Source organism: Sediminivirga luteola, assembly GCF_014639315.1.
Classification (GTDB): Bacteria; Actinomycetota; Actinomycetes; order Actinomycetales; family Brevibacteriaceae; genus Sediminivirga; species Sediminivirga luteola.
In genome coordinates, this window is sequence record NZ_BMFY01000005.1 from 217,272 (window position 1) to 237,671 (window position 20,400).

The 20,400-nt window shown below is 70.7% G+C and carries 19 protein-coding genes; 10 read left to right on the plus strand and 9 right to left on the minus strand.

Annotated elements, in window-relative coordinates; genetic code table 11:
• The first annotated feature begins 26 nt into the window (after nt 1–26).
• Nucleotides 27–914 (plus strand): oxygen-dependent tRNA uridine(34) hydroxylase TrhO, encoded by an 888-nt coding sequence (trhO, locus tag IEW13_RS07530; protein ID WP_188550327.1) that lies wholly within the window; start codon nt 27–29, stop codon nt 912–914.
• Nucleotides 915–976: 62 nt separating this feature from the next.
• Here the strand turns inward: trhO and IEW13_RS07535 are convergent, their stop codons facing one another.
• The 7 genes from IEW13_RS07535 to purD form a co-directional block, all read right to left on the minus strand.
• Nucleotides 977–1,330, minus strand: a complete 354-nt coding sequence (locus IEW13_RS07535) for a DUF2200 domain-containing protein (RefSeq protein WP_188550328.1) — start codon at nt 1,328–1,330, stop codon at nt 977–979.
• A gap of 159 nt (nt 1,331–1,489) precedes the next feature.
• Nucleotides 1,490–2,632 (minus strand): DUF6882 domain-containing protein, encoded by a 1,143-nt coding sequence (locus tag IEW13_RS07540; RefSeq protein ID WP_188550329.1) that lies wholly within the window; start codon nt 2,630–2,632, stop codon nt 1,490–1,492.
• A gap of 15 nt (nt 2,633–2,647) precedes the next feature.
• Nucleotides 2,648–3,394: a phosphoribosylformylglycinamidine synthase subunit PurQ gene (gene purQ, locus IEW13_RS07545; RefSeq protein WP_188550330.1), complete on the minus strand. Its 747-nt coding sequence runs from the start codon at nt 3,392–3,394 to the stop codon at nt 2,648–2,650.
• Nucleotides 3,391–3,672: a phosphoribosylformylglycinamidine synthase subunit PurS gene (gene purS / locus IEW13_RS07550; protein WP_188550331.1), complete on the minus strand. Its 282-nt coding sequence runs from the start codon at nt 3,670–3,672 to the stop codon at nt 3,391–3,393. Before purS ends, purQ begins: the two co-directional genes overlap by 4 nt.
• Before the next feature lie 306 nt (nt 3,673–3,978).
• On the minus strand, nt 3,979–4,968 hold the full coding sequence (locus IEW13_RS07555; RefSeq protein WP_188550332.1) for a D-2-hydroxyacid dehydrogenase: 990 nt from the start codon (nt 4,966–4,968) through the stop codon (nt 3,979–3,981).
• Nucleotides 4,969–5,040: 72 nt separating this feature from the next.
• A complete protein-coding gene (locus IEW13_RS07560; RefSeq protein WP_188550333.1) occupies nt 5,041–5,964 on the minus strand; it encodes a phosphoribosylaminoimidazolesuccinocarboxamide synthase in 924 nt (307 codons plus the stop codon).
• On the minus strand, nt 5,961–7,268 hold the full coding sequence (gene purD, locus IEW13_RS07565) for a phosphoribosylamine--glycine ligase (protein ID WP_188550334.1): 1,308 nt from the start codon (nt 7,266–7,268) through the stop codon (nt 5,961–5,963). The genes IEW13_RS07560 and purD overlap by 4 nt, the downstream gene beginning before the upstream one ends.
• A 96-nt stretch (nt 7,269–7,364) precedes the next feature.
• Between purD and IEW13_RS07570 the strand changes: the two genes are divergently transcribed.
• The 6 genes from IEW13_RS07570 (at nt 7,365) to purM (ending at nt 13,871) form a co-directional block, all read left to right on the plus strand.
• The gene (locus IEW13_RS07570) at nt 7,365–8,486 is read left to right on the plus strand and encodes an asparaginase (RefSeq protein WP_188550335.1); all 1,122 of its coding nucleotides are present in this window, start codon (nt 7,365–7,367) and stop codon (nt 8,484–8,486) included.
• Entirely contained in the window at nt 8,483–8,863 is a 381-nt protein-coding gene (locus IEW13_RS07575) for a sterol carrier family protein (protein ID WP_188550336.1), read from the plus strand. Before IEW13_RS07570 ends, IEW13_RS07575 begins: the two co-directional genes overlap by 4 nt.
• Nucleotides 8,864–8,986: 123 nt before the next feature.
• Nucleotides 8,987–10,438: an aldehyde dehydrogenase family protein gene (locus tag IEW13_RS07580; RefSeq protein ID WP_188550337.1), complete on the plus strand. Its 1,452-nt coding sequence runs from the start codon at nt 8,987–8,989 to the stop codon at nt 10,436–10,438.
• A 200-nt stretch (nt 10,439–10,638) separates the two neighbouring features.
• Nucleotides 10,639–11,139 carry a hypothetical protein gene (locus IEW13_RS07585; RefSeq protein ID WP_188550338.1) on the plus strand — a complete coding sequence of 167 codons (501 nt, stop codon included), beginning with the start codon at nt 10,639–10,641 and terminating at the stop codon, nt 11,137–11,139.
• Between the two features lie 21 nt (nt 11,140–11,160).
• Complete coding sequence (purF, locus tag IEW13_RS07590; RefSeq protein WP_188550339.1) at nt 11,161–12,750, plus strand: amidophosphoribosyltransferase; 1,590 nt, start codon at nt 11,161–11,163, stop codon at nt 12,748–12,750.
• Nucleotides 12,747–13,871, plus strand: coding sequence for a phosphoribosylformylglycinamidine cyclo-ligase (gene purM / locus IEW13_RS07595; RefSeq protein ID WP_188550340.1), 1,125 nt, complete (start codon nt 12,747–12,749; stop codon nt 13,869–13,871). The genes purF and purM overlap by 4 nt, the downstream gene beginning before the upstream one ends.
• A gap of 437 nt (nt 13,872–14,308) precedes the next feature.
• Here the strand turns inward: purM and IEW13_RS07600 are convergent, their stop codons facing one another.
• A complete protein-coding gene (locus tag IEW13_RS07600) occupies nt 14,309–14,452 on the minus strand; it encodes a DUF3073 family protein (RefSeq protein ID WP_373283558.1) in 144 nt (47 codons plus the stop codon).
• 307 nt (nt 14,453–14,759) lie between these two features.
• On the opposite strand from IEW13_RS07600, the gene IEW13_RS07605 reads away from it, so the two are divergent.
• From IEW13_RS07605 to IEW13_RS07615, 3 genes are all read left to right on the plus strand, one after another.
• A complete protein-coding gene (locus IEW13_RS07605) occupies nt 14,760–15,572 on the plus strand; it encodes a DUF8083 family protein (RefSeq protein ID WP_188550342.1) in 813 nt (270 codons plus the stop codon).
• Nucleotides 15,573–15,722: 150 nt separating this feature from the next.
• A complete protein-coding gene (locus IEW13_RS07610) occupies nt 15,723–17,096 on the plus strand; it encodes an MmgE/PrpD family protein (RefSeq protein WP_188550343.1) in 1,374 nt (457 codons plus the stop codon).
• A 130-nt stretch (nt 17,097–17,226) separates the two neighbouring features.
• On the plus strand, nt 17,227–18,063 hold the full coding sequence (locus IEW13_RS07615) for a phosphosulfolactate synthase (RefSeq protein WP_188550344.1): 837 nt from the start codon (nt 17,227–17,229) through the stop codon (nt 18,061–18,063).
• A gap of 1,619 nt (nt 18,064–19,682) precedes the next feature.
• Here the strand turns inward: IEW13_RS07615 and IEW13_RS07620 are convergent.
• Nucleotides 19,683–20,357, minus strand: coding sequence for a pilus assembly protein TadG-related protein (locus tag IEW13_RS07620; protein ID WP_188550345.1), 675 nt, complete (start codon nt 20,355–20,357; stop codon nt 19,683–19,685).
• Nucleotides 20,358–20,400 lie beyond the last annotated feature (43 nt).

A 20,400-nucleotide genomic window follows, 5' to 3' on the forward strand; every position in this document is an offset into this window, starting at 1 on the left:
GACGGCACGGTTCGTAGAATCGTTCCATGCCCTCGACGCCCCTGAACAAGATCGTGCTGTTCTACGTGTTCACGCCCCTGGCCGATCCGGACGCGGTCATGCTGTGGCAGCGCAATCTGGCCGAGCGGCTGGGCCTCAAAGGCCGGGTGATCGTCTCGGGGCACGGCATCAACGCAACCGTCGGCGGCCCCATCGACCAGGTCAAGCAGTACGTGCGCGGCACCAAAGAGTATGCGCCGTTCCGGGGCGCGGACATCAAGTGGTCGGCCGGGGCCGGAGACGACTTTCCCAGGCTCAGCGTCAAGGTCCGCCCGGAGCTGGTGACCTTCGGGGTGCCGGATGAGATCGAGGTGGGTCCCGAGGGGATCGTCGGGGGCGGCGCGCATCTGACGCCGGGCGGCCTGCATCGGCTGATCGGAGAGCGGGACGATGTCGTGCTCTTCGACGGCCGGAACACGATGGAGGCGGAGATCGGGCGGTTCAAGGGCGCCGTGGTGCCGCAGGCTCAGACCACGCGGGACCTCGTCGCCGAGCTGGACTCTGGCAAGTACGACCATCTGAAGGACAAGCCCGTGGTGACATACTGCACCGGCGGGATCCGCTGCGAGGTGCTCACCGCGCTGATGCGCAATCGCGGCTTCCAGAACGTCTATCAGCTTGAGGGCGGGATCGTCCGCTACGGCGAGACGTTCGGCGACAAGGGGCTGTGGGAGGGTTCGCTCTACGTGTTCGACAAGCGGATGCACGTGGAGTTCGGCGAGGGCGTCGAATCCCTGGGCCGCTGCACGGTCTGCCGGAAGCCCACGGCGGACTATGTGAACTGCGCCGATGAGAGGTGCCGGCAGCAGCGGCTCCTGTGCCCGGAGTGCGCGGCGTCCGGCACCGCGGAGCTGTGCTCGGCGCACGCTGCCTGAGTTCCCTGTGGGCCGGCCGCCCTGTGCCCGGCCGAGGCGGTGCGGGTGCGCGGCAGGCGGGATCACGGGGTGCGGAGGATCTTCTCCATCGCCTTGCCCCGGGCCAGTTCGTCGATGAGCTTGTCGAGGTACCGGATCTCCCGCATCGTCGGTTCCTCGATCTCTTCGACCCGCACGCCGCAGATCACGCCGGTGATGAGGGTCCGGGACGGGTTCATCGCCGGGGCCTGGGCGAAGAAGGTCTCGAAGTCGGTGCCGTCGGAGAGGCGGGCGTCGAGTTCCTGCTGGCTGTAGCCGGTGAGCCAGCGGATGATCTGGTCGACCTCGTCCTTGGTCCGTCCCTTTCGCTCCGCCTTGGTGATGTAGTGCGGGTAGACGCTGCCGACGCTCATCGCGTAGATCTTGTGCCCGGCCATGGTGATCTCCTCGGATCGCGATGTCGCAGTCGCTGTGAAAAGCAGACGCTGCGGGTGGTGTGAAAAGCATAGGGCGCGCCCGGTTGTCGCGCGCAGAATGGAGCCGCCCAGCGCGCACCTCGCGCCTGGACGCACCGTACTGTTCCGTGGCGCAGGCGTCTAGCGCCCGAACAGTCGCGAGAACAGCCCGCGCTTCTCCTGCTTCGGCTCGTCCCGTGCGGACTCTCCGGAACCTTCGGCCGGCTGGTCCTCTGCCGGGGAGGACTCCGGCCGCTCGCCGGCGGAGTGCGCGGGAACGGACTGGTCTGCCGTCTGCTCCGGGAACTGCTCGCCCTGCCGGTCAGCCGTGCTCGGCCGCGCGGCGGTGCCCGGCGATGCTTCAGGACGGGTTTCCGCGGGCGCGCCGGTGCTTTCCGCCCTCCCGTCGTGGCTCGCCGGAGGCGTGGACGGAGCGGTCCCGGCCGGCTCGTGGGACTGCGACGCCGATGACGGGCCGCGCTCGGGTTCTACGGGCGCGGCTGCCGCCGGACTCACCGTGACGTGCAAGGGTTGCAGCGCGACCGGTGCCGCTTCGGCCAGCAGCGCACGGTCCTCGGGATCCAGCTCCACCTTGGTGAAGCTCGTGATCCGGTTCAGCTCGTCGAACTCGACGTCCGCGCCACCGTCGGCCGCGATCAGCCGCAGGCCGCCCTCGCTGCCGGGCAGCGGCCGGCTGGCCAGGCCGCGCAGCCGGATGTACGACTCCAGCGCGGCCCGGTGGTCGCTGATCTCCGTGGCCTGCAGCGACTGCGCCACGAGCGGCACGATGCGCATGATGCTCGGCTCGGACAGCGCCAGTTCCGGGGCTTCCACCAGGAGCCAGGCCTGGGTGCCGCCGCCGGCCGGCGCGGCATAGTGCGCGTACACGCCGGTGAGCGCTTTGGCTGCCAGGGTCAGGCGGAACGGCAGCTCGGAGTCGCGGGGAACCTCGATCTCGTCCTGGTTCGCCTCCGGCAGCCCGGCGCCGGCGGCCAGGGTCTTCAGCTGGCCGGCCAGCTCGACCGCGGCCGGCGGGAAGCCGTTGATGTTGTCCCAGCCCCAGTGCCAGCTGCGGGAAGGCTGCTGGGCGTAGCTGCCCAGGAAGTGCGGGCGCAGCTCCAGCGCCGGGGAGCCGTCTCCGGCGGCGAAGCGCAGCACGGGCCGCTGGAAGTCCACGTCCCAGTCGCGCTCGCCGACCAGGGTGGCGAAATGCGCCTGGTACTCGGCGGACAGGAACACGGCCTGGTCGACCAGGCGCTCCAGCGGGCCGGGGTCAGCGGACATCTGCGGCTCCCGGCGTCAGGACCCGACGAGGGCCGCGATGGCGGAGGTGAAGATCCGCTGCCCGTCCACGCCCATGCGGACGCCGGCGCGGGTGTCCGGCCCGTAGCCGGGCTCCACGGCGTGCTCCGGGTGGGGCATGAGGCCGACGACGTTGCCGCGTTCGTTCGTCACGCCGGCGATGTCGCGGCGGGAACCGTTGGGGTTGACGTCCAGGTAGCGGAACACCACCCGGCCGGACTGCTCCAGTTCGTCGAGCACGTGCTCGGGCGCGATGAAGCCGCCCTCGCCGTTCTTCAGCGGGATGACGATCTCCTCGCCCTGCTCGAACTGGCTCGTCCAGGAGGTCGAGGTGTTCTCCACCCGGAGCTTCTGATCGCGGCAGATGAACTTCTGGTGGTCGTTGCGCACCAGGGCGCCCGGGAGCAGATGTGACTCGCAGAGCACCTGGAAGCCGTTGCAGATCCCCAGCACGGGCAGGCCGCCCTTGGCGGCGTCGATGACGGCGTCCATGATCGCTGAGAACCGGGCGATGGCGCCGGCGCGGAGGTAGTCGCCGTAGGAGAATCCGCCGGGCAGGACGACCGCGTCGACCCCGCCGAGGGAGGTGTCCCCGTGCCACAGCGGGACCGCCTGACCGCCGGCCAGGGTCACAGCGCGCTGAGCGTCGTGGTCGTCCAGGCTTCCGGGGAAGGTGACCACGCCGATGCGTGGGCCCTGCCCGGAGGCCGTGCCCGGCACGGTCTCTGCGACGGGGGCGCTCATACCTGCCCCACCTGCTGCGCGCTGTGCTCGGCGCTGGCGTCGCGGATGCTGACGACGTCCTCGATGACGGGATTGGAGAGCAGCTGCGTGGCAGCCTCGGCGGCGGCGTCCAGCACCTCCTGGGTCACCGGCCCGTCCACCTCCAGCTCGAATCGCTTGCCCTGGCGGGCGCCGGTGAAACCGGTGAAGCCCAGCCGGCCCAGGCCCGTGGCGATGGCCTTGCCCTGCGGATCGAGGATCTCCGGCTTGGGCATGACCTCGACGATGACACGACCCATGGACACTCTCCTAGGAATACGAAGGGAGGGAAACCTACGCGGGCAAGTCTACCCGGCACCACGGACAGCGGCCGAAGCCAGCCCGACCACGAGGCTCTGCTCATGAGACTTCGCTCACGAGGCACCGCCCACCAGGCACTGGGCGCTCAGCGGTCTCGTGGTTCCCCCGGTTCCCCGGCGATCTCGCGGAGTTCCGCGAAGACGGCGCGCTGTTCACCGTGGTGCAGGCGCGCTCACCGTGGTCGGCGCGAGAACGGGCGGCGTGGCGCGCATGTGAGGACTTCTGCGCGCGGGTTCACCCCGGGCTCAGGACGAGCGCGGCACGTAGCCGCGTACCGGGTCGACCAGGTTCCGCAGCGGCGCGCCGGAGGTGAAGCGGCGCAGATTGTCCAGGAAGATGTCCGCCAGGCCGTCCTGCCAGCCGCGGACATCGCCGCTCATGTGCGCCGAGACGTGCGCGTTGTCCAGATCCCAGAGCGGGCTCTCCGGCGGGAGCGGCTCGGTGGCGAAGACATCCAGGGACGCCGCGGCGATCTGCCCGCCGCGCAGCGCTTCGATCAGCGCTTCCTCGTCCACATGCGCGCCCCTGCCGATGTTCACCAGATGCGCGTGCGGTTCCATCGCCGCGAGCACCCCGGCATCGATCAGGCCCCGGGTCTGCGGGGTCAGCGGCGCCGCCATCACGACGTGGTCCATCCCGGCGACGTGCTCGGCCAGCCGGGCGCTGTCCACCACAGTGCCGAAGTCGGGGTCGTCCTGCCGGGTGCGGCGGCCCGCACCGGTCACGTCCAGTCCCGCGGCCCGCAGCAGCCGCGCGGTGGCCCGGCCGATGCCGCCGGTGCCGATCACGAGGACACGCTGGCCCGCGGCCCGCCCGGTCTCCCGGTGCCGCCAGACGCGGGCCCGCTGGAGCTCCTTGCTGCCGTGCAGATCCTTCACGTGCGCCAGCACGCTGGCGAGCACGAACTCCGCGATGGGCTGGTCGAAGAAGCCGTGCGCATTGGTGATCGGCAGCCCTGAGGCGACCAGCTCGTCGAAGAGCACATGATCCACGCCGGCGGAGGAGACGTGCAGCCAGCGCAGCCGGGATGCCCGCGGCCAGGCGTCCGGAAGGGCCCGGGAGAAGAAGTCCCACAGCAGCAGGGCGTCGGCGTCGGCGATGGCATCCGGCAGGCCGTCGGCGTCGGTGAGGACGACATCGGCGAGGGCCTGGATCTCCTCAAGGTTGTACGGGTCCGCGCGCTTGTCGGAGGTCAGGATGACCAGCCTCGGTCGTCGCGTCGTGGAGAGATCCATCCTCGCGTCCTCCTCGTCGTATGGCGCGCGATCCCGGCGCCGGGTGGGGCTTCCCTGGGTCTTGTGCAGCTGCTAGAACTGTTCGCCGGTGATCCGCTCGTAGGCCTCGAGGTAGCGTTCCCGCGTCCGGTCCACGATCTCCTGGGGCAGTGGCGGGGGCGGGACGTCCGAGGCGCGGTCCCAGCCGGACTCGGCAGAGGTGAGCCAGTCGCGCACGAACTGCTTGTCGAAGCTCGGCTGCACCCGGCCCGGCTGCCACGCGGCGGCGTCCCAGAATCTGGAGGAGTCCGGGGTGAGCACCTCGTCGCCGAGCACGACGGCGCCGCCGGCATCGCCCGGCCTGCGGCCGAACTCGAATTTGGTGTCGGCCAGGATGATGCCCTGTTCCCGGGCGATCTCCTCGGCCCGGGAGTAGATGTCGAGGGTGAGGTCCCGCAGCGTCTCCGCGTCCGTCTGCCCGATGATCTCCGCAGTGCGGGAGAAGTCGATGTTCTCGTCGTGGGAGCCCAGCTCGGCTTTCGTCGCCGGGGTGAAGATGGGGGAGGGGAGCCGGTCGGCCTCACCGAGGCCCGGCGGTAGCGGATTGCCGCACACGGCGCCGGTCGCGCGGTAGTCCGCCAGCCCGGAGCCGGTCAGATAGCCGCGGGCGACGCACTCGACGGGGAACATCTCCAGGCGGGAGCAGATCATGGCGCGGCCGGCCACCGGCGCCGGGACCTCTTCGGAGACGACGTGGTTGTCCACCACATCGGCCAGCTGCGCGAACCACCACAGGCTCAGCCGGGTGAGCACCTCGCCCTTCTGGGGGATCTCGGTGCTCAGCACGTGGTCGTAGGCGGAGATGCGATCAGAGGCGACCACCAGGACGGTGCCCTCCAGCCCGGGGCGGGCTGCCACCGTCGCCGGCTCCGGCTCGTACAGGTCCCGGACCTTCCCGGAGTAGACGTGCCGCCAGCCGGGAACCGTGACCGGGTTTCCCGCCGCGAAAGCGCTCACGAGGCGTCCCCCGCCTCACCGGCATAGCCGGGCGGCACCGCGATGCCGCCCGAGGCGGCGCGTTCAGCGATGTCCCCGCGGTGCTGCTCTCCCGGCCAGTCGATCAGCGCCGTCCCGGCGTAGGCGCGCTCCCGCGCCGCGGCCAGGTCCTCGCCCAGCGCGACGACGGAGAGCACGCGCCCGCCGGCGGTGACGGTCTCGCCTTCGGCGTTGCTGGCGGTGCCGGCATGCAGCACGTCCAGGCAGGCCATCGCGGCGGCCTCCTCCAGGCCGGCGATGGGATCGCCGGTGCGGGGCGAGGCGGGGTAGCCCTCGGCGGCCATGACGACCGTGACGGCGTGCTCGTCCCGCCACTGCAGCGGGGGAACCTCGTCCAGCCGTCCCTGCGCGGCCGCCAGGAGCACCTGGGCCAGGGGAGAGGCGAGCCGTGCCAGCACGGCCTGGGTCTCCGGGTCGCCGAAGCGGACGTTGAACTCCACGACCTTCAGTCCCCGCGAGGTGAGCGCCAGGCCACAGTAGAGCACCCCGGTGAACGGCGTGCCGCGGCGGGCGAGCTCGTCGACGGTGGGCTGCGCCACCCGGGCGACGATCTCCTCCACCAGGCCCTCCGGGGCCCACGGCAGCGGAGAGTAGGCGCCCATGCCGCCGGTGTTGGGGCCGGTGTCACCCTCGCCGATGCGCTTGAAATCCTGCGCCGGAGCCAGCGGGACGGCCGTGCGGCCGTCGCAGAGCACGAACAGGGAGACCTCGGGGCCGTCCAGATAGGCCTCGATCACCACCTGCGGTGCGCCGTCGAGGCAGGACCGGGCGTGCGCCAGAGCCTCCTCGCGGTCCTCGGTGACCACGACGCCCTTCCCCGCGGCCAGCCCGTCGGCCTTGACCACATAGGGGGCGCCGAACCGGTCCAGGGCGGCGGCGGCCTCTTCCTCTGTGCGGGCGGCGACGGCCTCCGCCGTCGGCACGCCGGCGGCGGCCATGACCTCTTTGGCGAACGCCTTCGAACCCTCCAGCCGGGCGGCCTCGGCGCCGGGACCGAACACCGGGATGCCAGCCTCGCGCAGGGCATCGGCGACGCCGGCCACGAGCGGTGCCTCCGGGCCGATCACCACGAGATCGGCTGCCAGCTCCTTCGCGAGCGCGACGACCGCGGCGCCGTCACCGGCGTCGACCGGCCGGACGTCCGCTTCGAGCGCGATGCCGGGATTGCCGGGGACGGCGATGACGGCGGAGACTTCCGGGTCCTGGGCAAGTGCCTTCACGAGCGCGTGTTCCCTGGCGCCCGAACCAAGTACGAGTGTCTTCACGGTCCCCAAGCCTACTGGTGGCGCTGCGATGCGCCATCCGGACGCCGTCGAGCTCCTGCGGCTGCGGTTGTCCGCGCCGCTCGCTACTGTGGTCTCATGTCCCAGGCACTCCCCGCCACTTTCACCGCGGCGCAGGCCGCGGAACTGGCCGTCGTCACCCGCAGCGGTTTCATCGAGTCGCGCCATCTGGGTGCCGGCGTCGCGCTCTCACCGGCTCAGCCGGACGCCCCGGCGCTGACGCTGGGCGATCCGGCGGCCGCGACCGCGACGCCGGTCTTCGCCCGCTCCTGCCTCAAACCCGTCCAGGCCCTCGCGGTGCTCCGCGCCGGCGTGCCCCTCCGCGGGGAGGAGGCCGCACTGGCGATGGCCTCGCACATCGCGCAGGACGAGCACATCGCCGTGGTCCGGCGGATGCTCGCCTCCTCGGGCCTGGCCGCGGAGCAGCTGCAGTGCCCGGCCGTGCTGCCGCAGCACGGCCCGGCACGGGCACGGGCGCTCGCTGCGGGCGAGAAGCCGTCCCCGCTGTACTTCAACTGCTCCGGGAAGCACACCGCCTTCCTCATGGCGTGCCGCGCCAACGGCTGGGACGAGGACACCTACTTGGACCCCGGGCATCCGCTGCAGCAGCTCATCGCCGAGACCGTCGCGGAACTCGCCGGGCTGCCCGGGGGCGTGAGCGCGGACCACATCGGCGTGGACGGGTGCGGGGCCCCGGTCTTCGCGCTGCCGCTGGCCGGGCTGGCCCGCGCCGTCTCCGCCGTGGTGGCCGGCACGGACGAGCACACCGCGGAACTCACCCGCGCCGCGCTGGAGCACCCCTGGGGCATCGAGGGGCACGGCCGGCCGAACAGCGTCGCGATCGAGCGCCTCGGCATCCTGGCAAAGTTCGGCGCCGAGGGCGTGATGGTGATGGCCCGCCCCGGCGGGCCGGCCGTCGCACTCAAATGCCTGGACGGCTCCAGCCGCGCCACCACCCTGGCGGGCCTCGTCATGCTGCACGCCGCCGGCGGCGCCGAGCCGCAGGCCGTGGCCGAGGTCTGGGAACGGGTCGCCCCCGCCATCACCGGCGGGAACGCGGTGGTCGGGGCGGTCCTGCCCGGCGCCGGGCTGCGCTCCCTGCTCGCGCCGGAGCTGGCTGGGCTGCTGGGCGCGGATCCGGATCCGGCCGGGTCCGCGGGCGGGAAGACCGGAGAGCAGCCCGGGGCGGGCCGGCGATGATGGCCCGCCGCCGCATCGACCCCGAGGCGGGCTGGCACGCCCTGGAGACGTGGCTGGCCGGGGAAGACCAGAGCGCCGCCGCGCCGGACCGCGGCACCCTCGCCACCGCCGTGCGCTACACCCTGGAGGTCCTCGCCGAGACCGCGCCGGGCAACAGCGTGGAGGTGCGGGTGCCGCCGTTCGGGGTGACCCAGTGCGTGGAAGGCCCCCGGCACACCCGTGGCACCCCGCCCAATGTGGTCGAGACCGACCCCCTGACCTGGCTGCGCCTGGCCACCGGCCGGCTCGGCTGGGACGAGGCGAAAGACGGCGGCACTGTCCACGCTTCGGGCACGCGTGCGGAACTGGGCGCGGTGCTGCCATTGTGGACCCTGTGACCCGTACCACGGGAACAGCCCGGCCCGGCCCGGTGACACCGGACCGGTGTCCTCGAAGCACGCGGTACCGGCGGCCAGCCCGCCGCGCCGGCGGCACACGATCCGACAGATGCAGGAGTGAGCATGGGCGCTGATCAGCAGACCCTGAAGCAGACCACCTCGTACGTGCACGGACGGCATCTGCCGTCCACCCAGACCTACGACAACGTCGATCCCTCGACCGGGGCCGTGCTCGGCCAGGTCGGCCGTTCCGGCGCAGATGAGGTCGACCAGGCCGTCACCTCCGCCCGCCAGGCGCAGCGCGAATGGCGGCGCACCACGCCGGCGCAGCGTTCGGCGCTGCTGGTCGCGATCGCCGATGCCGTGCTCGGCCACCGCGACGAACTCGCCCGCCTGGAGTCCGAGGACACCGGAAAACCGCTCACGCAGGCCTACGCCGACGTCGACGTCGCCGCCCGTTACTTCCGCTTCTACGGGCAGGCGATCGAGTCCTACTACGGCCGGACGATCCCGCTCGGCCCGGACACCCACGCCTATACGAAGCGCGAGCCGTACGGCGTCACCGGGCACATCGTGGCCTGGAACTATCCGCTGCAGCTCATCTCCCGCGCCGTGGCCACATCGCTGGCCACCGGCAACACCGCCGTGGCCAAGCCCGCCGACGAGACTCCCCGCTCGACCGTGCGCCTGGCGGAGATCATCACGGAGGCAGGGGCCCCGGCCGGTGCCTTCAACGTCGTGACCGGGCTCGGCGCCGAGGCCGGCCAGGCGCTCGCGGCGCATCCGGGCATCGACCACCTGGGCTTCGTCGGCTCCACCCAGACCGGCTCGCTCATCGCTCACGCCGCTGCCGACCGCGTCATCCCGACCGTCCTCGAACTCGGCGGGAAGTCCGCCAATGTGGTGTTCCCGGACGCCGACATCGACGCGGCACTGCCGAGCCTGGTGCGCTCCGTCGTGCAGAACGCCGGCCAGACCTGCTCGGCTGGCTCCAGGCTGCTGGTGCACGCCAGCATCCGCGAGGAGGTCACCCACAAGATCGTCGGCGCCTTCGAGCAGATCACCATCGGCGCCGGCGTCGACGACCCGCAGCTGGGCCCCCTGGTCTCCGCCAAGCAGCGCGAGCGGGTCGCCGGTTTCCTCGCCGAGGTCGACTCCTCTCAGGTGCTCACCGGCGGGACCGCGCCGGACAGCCTGGACGGCCCCCTGGCCGGCGGAAGCTACTTCCTGCCCACCGTCGTCGACCGGGTGGACCCGGCCAGCCGGATCGCCCAGGAGGAGGTCTTCGGCCCGGTCGTCGCGGTCCTCTCCTTCGAGGACGAGGAGGAGGCGGCCGCGCTCGCCAACGGCACCGACTACGGCCTGGTGTCCGCGGTGTGGACGCAGAACCTGGGCACCGCGCATCGCATGGTCGACGCCATCGAAGCGGGACAGATCTTCGTGAACACCTATGGCGCCGGCGGCGGCGTGGAGCTGCCCTTCGGCGGTTTCAAGAAGTCCGGCTACGGCCGGGAGAAGGGCCTGGAGGCGCTCGACGAGTACACCCAGACCAAGACGGTCGTCATGAAGCTCTGACCGTGCCCCGAGCATCCCGCTCAAGGAATGCGCGGGGCGGACGCGAGAAGCAGACCCGGGGGACGTGAGATCGCACTGCGGACCGTCCCCCGGGCTGCTGTCTGAGCGCGGCGCCGGCCCGGCGAAGGGCGGACCGGCGGCGGCTTCCGGGTGTGCGTAGAATGTGCAGGTAGGTCCGACGCACTCGCAGCAGGGAATTCATGAGTCACACCATTGACGTCCGCGTCCGCCGGAGGCCGAAGTACTCGGTCTTCATGGGCGCGGGTGCTCTCCTCGGCCTGATCGCCGCACCGCTCGTCGCGGCCCAGCCGGTGCAACCGCTCAACCCCGCCGAGGAGTACTCCTTCTTCGCCACCGCGGGGTTCTTCGCGGCTCTGCTGGGAACCATCGGCCTCTTCCTGGGCGGGGGTGTCGCCCTTCTCGTGGAGCGGGTGACCGCCCGCCGGGAGCGGCGTTACACGGTGGGCGCCTACTACCAGCGGATGTCCGGCGACGCCCCCGCCCCGGAGGCAGCGGCTGCCGGCGACTCAGAGGGTGCCGGCGACGCGGAGAACGACAGCGTGCAGGCGACGCCGGATCCGGCGGTCCCAGCGGAGGACTCCGGGGCGCGGGACAGCGCTCCGGCGAGTGATCCCTCCAGCGGCGACGGCCCCTCGGTTCCCGGCCGGACCGCGCGGCAGGCCGACGGCCGCGATTCATAACGACAGCTAGGGAGGGCAGCCGTGGCACGGCCCGACGGACGTCTCACGCACGACATCGACCCCCAGGAGAAGGGACCGCAGGACGCCTGCGGCGTCTTCGGGGTCTGGGCTCCGGGCGAGGAGGTCGCCAAGCTCGCCTACTTCGGGCTCTACGCCCTGCAGCACCGCGGTCAGGAATCGGCCGGGATCGCCGCCTCCAACGGCAAGCAGATCCTGGTCTACCGGGACATGGGCCTGGTCTCCCAGGTGTTCAACGAGCAGGACCTGGAGACGCTGACCGGCCATATCGCGGTCGGCCACACCCGGTATTCCACCACCGGCAGCTCCACCTGGGACAACGCGCAGCCGACGCTCGGGCCCACGCCGTACGGCACGGTCGCCCTGGCGCACAACGGCAACATCACGAACTACGAGGAACTCCAGACCATGGTGGAGCAGGCCCGGGAGGACACCCGGGACCAGCGCACCGAGCGCGAGGAGCGGCGCTTGAGCCGGTCCCGGCAGCGCCGGGACTCCAGCAACGACACCTCCCTGGTGACGCAGCTGCTGCGCACCCAGCCGGGGGAGAACCTGCGCGAGAGCGCCATGCAGCTGTTCCCCCGGCTGCAGGGCGCCTTCAGCTTCGTGTTCATGGACGAGGACACCCTCTACGCGGCACGCGATCCGCACGGCGTGCGGCCGCTCATGCTCGGCCGCCTCGAAGGGGGCTGGGTGGTGGCGTCCGAGTCGGCCGCTCTGGACATCGTCGGCGCCTCCCTGGTCCGTGAGGTCGAGCCGGGTGAGCTGATCGCGATCGACTCCGACGGCCTGCACAGCTATCACTTCGCGGAGCCCCAGCCGGCCCGCTGCGTCTTCGAGTACGTCTATCTGGCCCGGCCCGATTCGGTCATCAACGACCAGGTGGTGCACTCCGCGCGCACCGAGATGGGCCGCGTCCTGGCCCGTGAGCACCCGGTGGACGCGGACCTGGTGATCCCGACGCCGGAATCCGGCACACCCGCCGCCGTCGGCTACGCGGAGGAATCCGGCATCCCCTTCGGCCAGGGACTGATGAAGAACGCCTACGTCGGCCGGACCTTCATCCAGCCCTCTCAGACGCTGCGGCAGCTGGGCATCCGCCTCAAGCTGAACCCGCTCAAGGAGAACATCGCCGGCAAACGCCTCGTCGTGGTGGACGACTCCATCGTCCGGGGCAACACCCAGCGGGCCCTGGTGCGGATGCTGCGCGAGGCCGGAGCGAAAGAGGTCCACATCCGGATCTCCTCCCCGCCGGTCAAATGGCCGTGTTTCTACGGCATCGACTTCGCCACCCGCGCCGAGCTGATCGCCAACGGCCTCGGGGTGGAGGAGATCGGGCGCTCGCTCGGTGCGGACTCGCTCGGTTACATCTCCACCAAGGGTATGATCGCCGCCACCCGCCAGAACCCCAAGGAGCTGTGCAGCGCCTGCTTCACCGGCGTCTACCCGATCCCGGTGCCCCGGGCGGAGGACCCCGGCGTCGTCTCCACCGGCTGCGGCACCCGCAGCCGGGTCGAGCCGGGCCCGGTGCCGGTGGAACTGGTCACGGGACGCGAGGCACACGAGGGCTACCAGCAAGGGGAGAGCGCATGAGCGAGGGAGTCACCTACGCCGCCGCCGGCGTCGACGTCGAGGCCGGCGACCGGGCGGTCGAGCTGATGAAGACCGCCGTAGCGGCCACGCATCCGGCGCAGGTACTCGGCGGAGTGGGAGGCTTCGCCGGACTCTGGGACGCCTCCGCGCTGAAGGACTACCGGCGGCCGCTGCTGGCCACCTCCACCGATGGCGTGGGCACCAAAGTGGCGCTGGCGCAACGGATGGACATCCACGACACCATCGGCTTCGATCTGGTCGGCATGGTGATCGACGACATCGCGGTCTCCGGCGCCACTCCGCTGTTCATGACCGATTACATCGCCTGCGGCAAGGTCGTGCCCGAGCGGATCGCGGATATCGTCCGGGGCATCGCCGCCGCCTGCAAGCAGGCCGGTACGGCACTCGTCGGCGGGGAGACCGCGGAGCACCCGGGACTGCTCGCAGAGCACGAGTACGACGTCGCCGGCGCCGCCACCGGCGTCGTCGAGGCCGACCGGCTGCTGGGACCCGAGCGGGTCCGCGCCGGTGACGTGGTCCTGGGACTGGCCTCCTCGGGGCTGCACTCGAACGGTTACTCCCTGGTCCGGCGCATCATCGCCGACCTCGGCTGGGAGCTGGACCGGCAGGTGACGGAGTTCGGCCGCACTCTGGGCGAGGAACTGCTGGAACCGACGCGCGTGTACAGCGCCGATCTGCTGGCCCTCATCGAGGAGCTGGGGCTCGGCGCGGACGGCAAGGACCGCGTGCATTCGATCTCGCACGTCACCGGCGGAGGCCTCGCAGCGAATGTCGCGCGCGTACTGCCCAAGGGACTCACCGCCGTGATGCGCCGGGACAGCTGGGAGATCCCCCCGGTGTTCCAGGTGCTCGGCGATGCCGGGAAGGTGCCTCAGGAGGATCGCGAGCGAACCTGGAATCTGGGCGTGGGCATGGTCGTGATCGCCGATGCCGGTGCCGCCGATGCCGCGCTGACAGCGCTCTCCCAGCGCGGCATCCCCGCCTGGGTGCTGGGCGAGATCGCGCCGGCGGCAGGTCCCGGCTCAGTGCCGGAGGCGCAGGGCGCCGACCTGGTGCAGGGTGCCAAGGGCGTCGACGGCGGCGCCGCGATCCTGCTCTGAGCGCTCAGGCCCGTCGCTGCGCGGGACCCCGTCGGGCACGCAAAGCCCGCCGGGACGCAAAACCCACTTCTGTTTCCAATTCCCACGGGGGTTTTTCGAAACAGCCGTGGCTTTTCCTCCGGTGGAACCGGTCGCAGGCGGCCGCTGCGGAGTGCGGGACGGCGGATCGGATGCGGGTGGCGTAGAGCTCAGGACGAGCGACCGGCATTCGGCAGCCGCGTCCGCAGACGTTCGCTCTTGACCGGTTGGCGTCACCGTCATGCGTGCACGCGGAACGACCGGCCATGTAGGGCCGCGAAGCTGGCTCACCGAGGGGTGGCGTAGCTGGCTGGTCCGCTATGACTCGCTACGCACGCACGCGAAACGGGCCTGGAGGAGCGGTGGCTCCTCCAGGCCCGTTTCGCATTTCCTGACGTTCTCTCCAGGAGAAGGGGAGGTCAGCGCTCGCCTTCGTCCTCGTACTCCGAGTTGTACCTGGCGGCGATGTCGCTGTAATCGTCATCCCCGTCGCCCGAACCCCGACGGGAGGCCAGTTCGCGCTCCAGCGCGGTGAGGTCCGTCTCAGGGGTGGAGTACTTCAACTTCCGGGCGACTTTGGTCTGCTTCGCCTTTGCACGGCCGCGACCCACAGGCGTCGACCCCCCTCGTGCTCAGTCCGGGCGGGCGCGGCCCGGAATTCACCATTGCATCGTCGACCAGTCTACGTGATGTCTACGGGGTGTTCCATTATGGACGGATACCCGTGGGCAGTATCACCCCTTCACCGGCCCCGTTCCGTGCCTGCGGGCGCCGCGCGCCGTCGTCGCACGGTCCCATCGCGTGCCTGGCCTGGGCTGCCTGCCGCGCACCCGGCTGAAGAAGGCCCGCCGCCGGGTCTACAGTGGAGGCATGTCCTATGCGCGCAGTTACCAGACCCATCTGCGGGTGTTCGAACCGCTCGCGGCGCACCCGGAGTACGACGGGATGGACGTCACGGACAACCGGGCCAGGCTGTTCGCCATGCGGGACGCCGATGCCGACCGCCGTCTGCTCGGACTGCCGGTGAACCCGGTCCCGGCGGGGATGCGTGATGCTCCGCTGTTCCTGCCGGCCGGCAAGGTGGGCGACGGCATCGACCGGGTGTGCCCGATGCAGGAGGACGTGCGCAGCTGGCTGGCCCTCGAGCAGCTGGCGGAGGACTGGCAGGACTGGTCCGCCGCCGCGATGCGCATGGTGCTGCCCGAGCGTGCGCGGCGCCGGGCCGCCTCCGCCAAGACCGCCTGGCTGCAGGAGAACGCCGATGCACGGGTCTTCACCCGCACCGCGGCCTGGGAAGTGCCCCCGACCTGGCTCGTGGCGGTCGTCGCGGATCAGGACATGGTGGGGCACGAGGGCGATGCGGTGGTCGTGCGCACGCCGATCCTGGCGGCCTCCGGCCGGGCGGAGTGGGCCGCCGAGGTTCTGGAACGCCGGATGCCCGATGACATCATCACCGCCAAGATGCGCGGCCTGGCCGAATGGCTCGACGACTTCGACCTCAATGCGGTGGTCGAACTCGACTACGGCGGGCTGACCGAGCGGATATGGCCGGATGACACCCCGGCGCTCGTGGACCACTGGATCGAAGCGGTGGACTCTGGCGACGACGAGCTGGCGCAGTCCGTGCGGCACCACTACGCCGGCCGCTGGAACGAGGTCTCGGCGCTGGCCACCAGCTCCTGAGCAGTGCGATGCAGGTCACAGTTCCCGAGGCCAAGAATATCTTGACATCAAGGTAAATCGGGAGGATCGTGGAGAGTGCAAGCAAGGTCGACCATACCTAAGGCCTGAGAGCGCGCAAGGCCCCGAACGCACCGCGATCGGAGGTCCACCATGACCGAAGTACAGCAGCTGGCCGCCTTCGCCGAGGCGGCCGACGAATCCTGGCTCAGCGACGAGGCACGCGAACAGCTCCTCGTCCGCGTCCTCGACACCATCGGCGTGGCGATCGGCGCCATCGACGCCGCGCCCGTCCGCGCCATCCGCGAGCTCACCGCCGAACTCGGCGGCAGTCCCGCCGCCACCCTCATCGGCGGCGGGCGCACCTCACCGGAACGTGCCGCGTTCTACAACGGCGCGCTCAGCCGCTATCTGGACTACATGGACTCCTACCTGGCGCCAGGGGAGACGAATCACCCCTCCGACAACCTCGGTGCCGTCCTGGCGGCGACCGAGTACGCCGGAGGCACGGGACGCGACTTCCTCTCGGCGCTGGCGGTGGCGTACCAGATCCACACCCGGCTGTCCGATGTCGCGCCCGTCCGGGCGAAGGGATTCGACCACACCACCCAGGGCGCCTATGCGGCTGCCGCGGCCTGCGCCAAGGCGCTCGGCCTGGACGCCGGGCGCATCGCCAACGCCGTCGCCATCGCCGGGACCGCGAACAACGCACTGCGCGTCACCCGCACCGGAAACCTGAGCCACTGGAAGGGCCTGGCCTATCCGAACACGGCCAAGGAGGGCATGTTCGCGGCGCTCCTGGCCAGCAAGGGGATCACCGGGCCCGAGGCCGTCTTCGAAGGCAACAAGGGCTTCAAGGAGACCATCGCGGGTGACTTCACGATCGACTGGTCCGCCGAGGACCTGGAGCAGGTGCGTCGCACCATCGTGAAGAAGCACAACGCGGAGATCCACTCGCAGTCCGCGCTCGACGCCGCGCTGGACATCCGCGCTCAGGACGGCTTCACGCCACGGGCCATCGCCGCGGTGCGGCTGAAGACGTTCGACGTGGCCTTCTCCATCATCGGCGGCGGTGAGGAGGGCGATAAGCGGATCGTCCGCACCAAGGAGGAAGCCGACCATTCGCTGCCGTACATGCTCGCCGCAGCGCTGCTGGACGGGCAGGTGGGTGTGGAACAGTACGCGCCGGAGCGGATCGTCGCCGACGACGTGCAGGATCTGCTCAAGAAGGTGGAGATCACCCCGGACGCAACGTTCTCGGCCAGGTTCCCGGAGCAGATGCCGGCAGATCTGGAGGTCGAACTCGCCGACGGCACCGTGTTCCGTTCCAGCCAGAACTCCTACGAGGGATTCCACGACGACCCGCTCAGCTGGGATCGGGCACGGGAGAAGTTCGACCGTCTCGCAGCGCCGTTCACCAGTGACGATCTGCGCGACGAGATCGCCGGGCAGATCCGCCAGCTGGGGGACGGGCCGATCACCGGCCTGACCCATGCGCTCGCCCGGGTCAGCACCGAGCGCGGGTAAGACAGAACACAGGGTCCGGCGTGCAGAGCACAACGCGATGAGCACCGAGCGAAGTGCGCAGGTGCGGCTCCCGGCAGCTACCGCAATGCGGGAGAACCCATCTACCGAAAGAACAATCAAGGAGGATCACATGTCCACCGACACCACCCAGCACGATGTCAGCTTCGACTTCGTCCCCCGGGCGCACCGCCCGGCCAAACCGCGGTCGATCGGCCTGACTGAGATCCGCGCACCGTACTACTCCACGTTCGGCACCCGGCATCTGCAGGACGTCTTCGACGTCGCCGGCCAGTGGGTGGACGGCATCAAATGGGCTGGCGGCTCGTTCGCGCTGCTGCCGCGCGAGCAGGTCCGCGCGTTCAGCGACATCGCCCACGAGCACGACGCCTATGTCTCCTCGGGCGGCTGGATCGAGACGGTCCTGCGCTACGGGCCCGATGCCGTCGACGCGTACCTGAAGGAGGCCAAGGAGGCCGGCTTCGACGTGATCGAGATCTCCACCGGTTTCATCATGCTCCCCACCTCCGGCCTGCTGCGGCTGGTGGAGAAGGTCACCAAGGCGGGCCTGAAGGCCAAGCCCGAACTCGGCATCCAGATCGGCTCCGGCGGTGACTCCACGGAAGCGGAACTCGCGGCGGAGGGGAAGAAGGACATCGGCGATCTGATCGACCGGGCGCAGAAGGCGCTCGACGCCGGTGCCGAGATCATCATGATCGAATCCGAGGGCATCACGGAGAACGTCGTGGAGTGGAACACCGGGGCCGCGGCGTCCATCATCAACGGCGTGGGCCTGGAGAACGTGATGTTCGAGGCGGCCGACCCCCTGGTGTTCGAGTGGTACGTGAAGAACTATGGCAACGAGGTGAACCTCTTCGTCGACCACTCGCAGGTGCTGCAGCTGGAGGGGCTGCGGCAGAACATCTGGGGCAATAAGAGCACCTGGGGCCGGATCATCAACCCGGCCTGAGGAGCGCTCCTCGCCGGTGAGGCCGGCGGGCAGCCCAGGTAGGCCGCCGATGCCTGCGGGCGGCGCCCGTGACGAGGGCCGGAACACCCGTGTTCCCGCTCTGTCACGGGCGTCTTCCATGCCCTGGTGGCCGTTATCCTGGACGCATGGGACGACGACCGCTGCTGGGCGGCGCCAAGCGCGAGCGGGAACGCAAGGAACGCGAGGCCGCCGAACGCCAGTGGCTCAAGCGGGTGCGACCGCCCGGAACAGGCGCCGATGCCCCTGAGCCTGCCGTGCCGGGTGACGGCTCGGGTCCGTCCGTGGGCAATCCGGGCGACCCCGGCGATCCGGTTCGGCCTGCCAGCCCTGATGGTCTTGCCGGTCATTCTGGTCCTGCTGGATCCGCCGGTCCTACCGGTCCCGGCATCGCGGACCCGAGCCGTCAGCCCGCCCAGGAGGAATCCCTGCCTCCACGCCCAGGGCAGGGACCGTCTGTATCACGCACACCGAGCCGCACATCGGCCCCGGCCCCTCCCGCGATGACGGGCGTGCCGACGGCGCCACCTGAGCCGCCACGGTCGGCCCCGGCGAAGGCAGTTCAGACAGGCTCCTCGCCCGCGCAGGGCGGGCAGCAGGAACGGCACGGAGCAGAGGCCGCGTCCGCCGCCCCGGGTCCTTGGGCGCTGGCGGATGTGCCCGCGGGCCCGCGGACTGACCCCGCTGCGCCGCCGCCCCTTCCCTCCGGCCCGCCTGGTACCCCGTCCGGGCAGTCTGGTGCCGAGACGACCCTGCCGTGGACATCATCGTCGCCGGATCCATCGAGCGGCCGGGACTCTCACGCGCAGACTCCTCCGGCAGAGCCGCCTGGCGGCCCGGGCCTGTCCTGGGTGACGGGGACCTCGGCGTTCGTGCCGGAATACGCCGCGGACGCAAGTTCAGAGGTGACAGGTGCAACGGCGCCGGATGCCGGCCCGGAACGCGCGACGGACGCAGGTTCAGAGGCGACAGGTGCATCGGCACGCGGCGCAGGTCCGGAGGCCGCCCCGGACGCCGCGATGCCCCAGCGGCGGCGGGACCGGCGCGAGGCTGAGGCGCCGAAGCGTGAGAGGCGGCGCAAGGCGAAGGGACGGAACTCCCGCCATGACGTCATGCGGGCCGGAGATGGAGACGTAGGAGCGCCGGAACACGCGCCGGAGGGCGGGAAACCGGACCGTTCGGCACGCATGGCGACGGCCGGCTGGGCGCTGCTCATCCTTGTGTGCGTGGCGGCGGCCGTCATCGCACTCGGCGGCGGACTGCGCCCTTGAAACCCCAGCGCTGAAGCCCCGCGCGAGTACAAAGCGCGAGGCACAATGCGGGAGTGTCATGCCAGGACACGACCGTCGACGGTCGTAATGCGGCGCATGATCTCGGTGCCCGGCGAAGAAGGTCGTGTCTTGTGGGCGCCAGTGCGGATCGCGCTGGTCCGCCCGGTGAAATTCCGATGCGGGGGATTCTGCTGGCTCAGCCTGCGAGCCCTGTGCGCGGGACGCTATCCCAGCTCCCGAGCGGCGGGTGAGCGCTATGACGCCGTTTCCCGCCGCTGGGCCGGTGGATGGACTGACCGCACTGTCGTGAATCACGCTGATTCAGTCGGTTCAGTCGACCAGCCGGATGTCAAAGAACTTGGCGAAGTCGTCGGGATCGTACGAAGCGGACATCGGGACCGGACCGATGTACCCGACGGTGGCCGAGCCCACACCCGGCGCGCTGCAGATGACTTCCCAGCTGATCACGGTAGGGCTTTTGGGAGGCCATATAACGTTCTGCTTCCGGCAGATGATCCCCGCCTTTGCGCGGACTTCGGCTGTCGCGGTTGCTTCGGCCTGAGGGGTACCGACCAGCCGGTCCGCGGTGCCGGAAACGTCAGTTTTCTCTGCCAGGGTGTCCACGGTGACCCGGTGCACCGATGTCCCGGACGGGAATTGCCGGTAGCTCGTCACGCTGGAGTTGTCGTTCTGCGCGGCGTATTCGTTCGCGGCTCCGCGTCCCGCGTTCATGCTCGGCGTGGAAGACGACGGGCCACGCGCCGGGCCCCAGTCGACCGGGGATTTCGGAGGCGGCTGGGTTCGCAGCCACCACCCGATCCAGCTGTATCTCATCTCTGTGGCGGCGGCGAGGGCGGCGGCGTCGGCGGCCTTCTGGGCTTTGCCGCGGGAATCGCTTGCCTGGCCGAAGATCATCAGGCCGACGCCGACCATCAGGACCACGAGAGCAAGCGAGACGACGGCCAGGGACATCTGACCGTCGTCTCGCTTGAGCGGGGATCGCATCACGGGGATCTCAAGGGGTGGGGATGATGTGCGTGAGGGACTC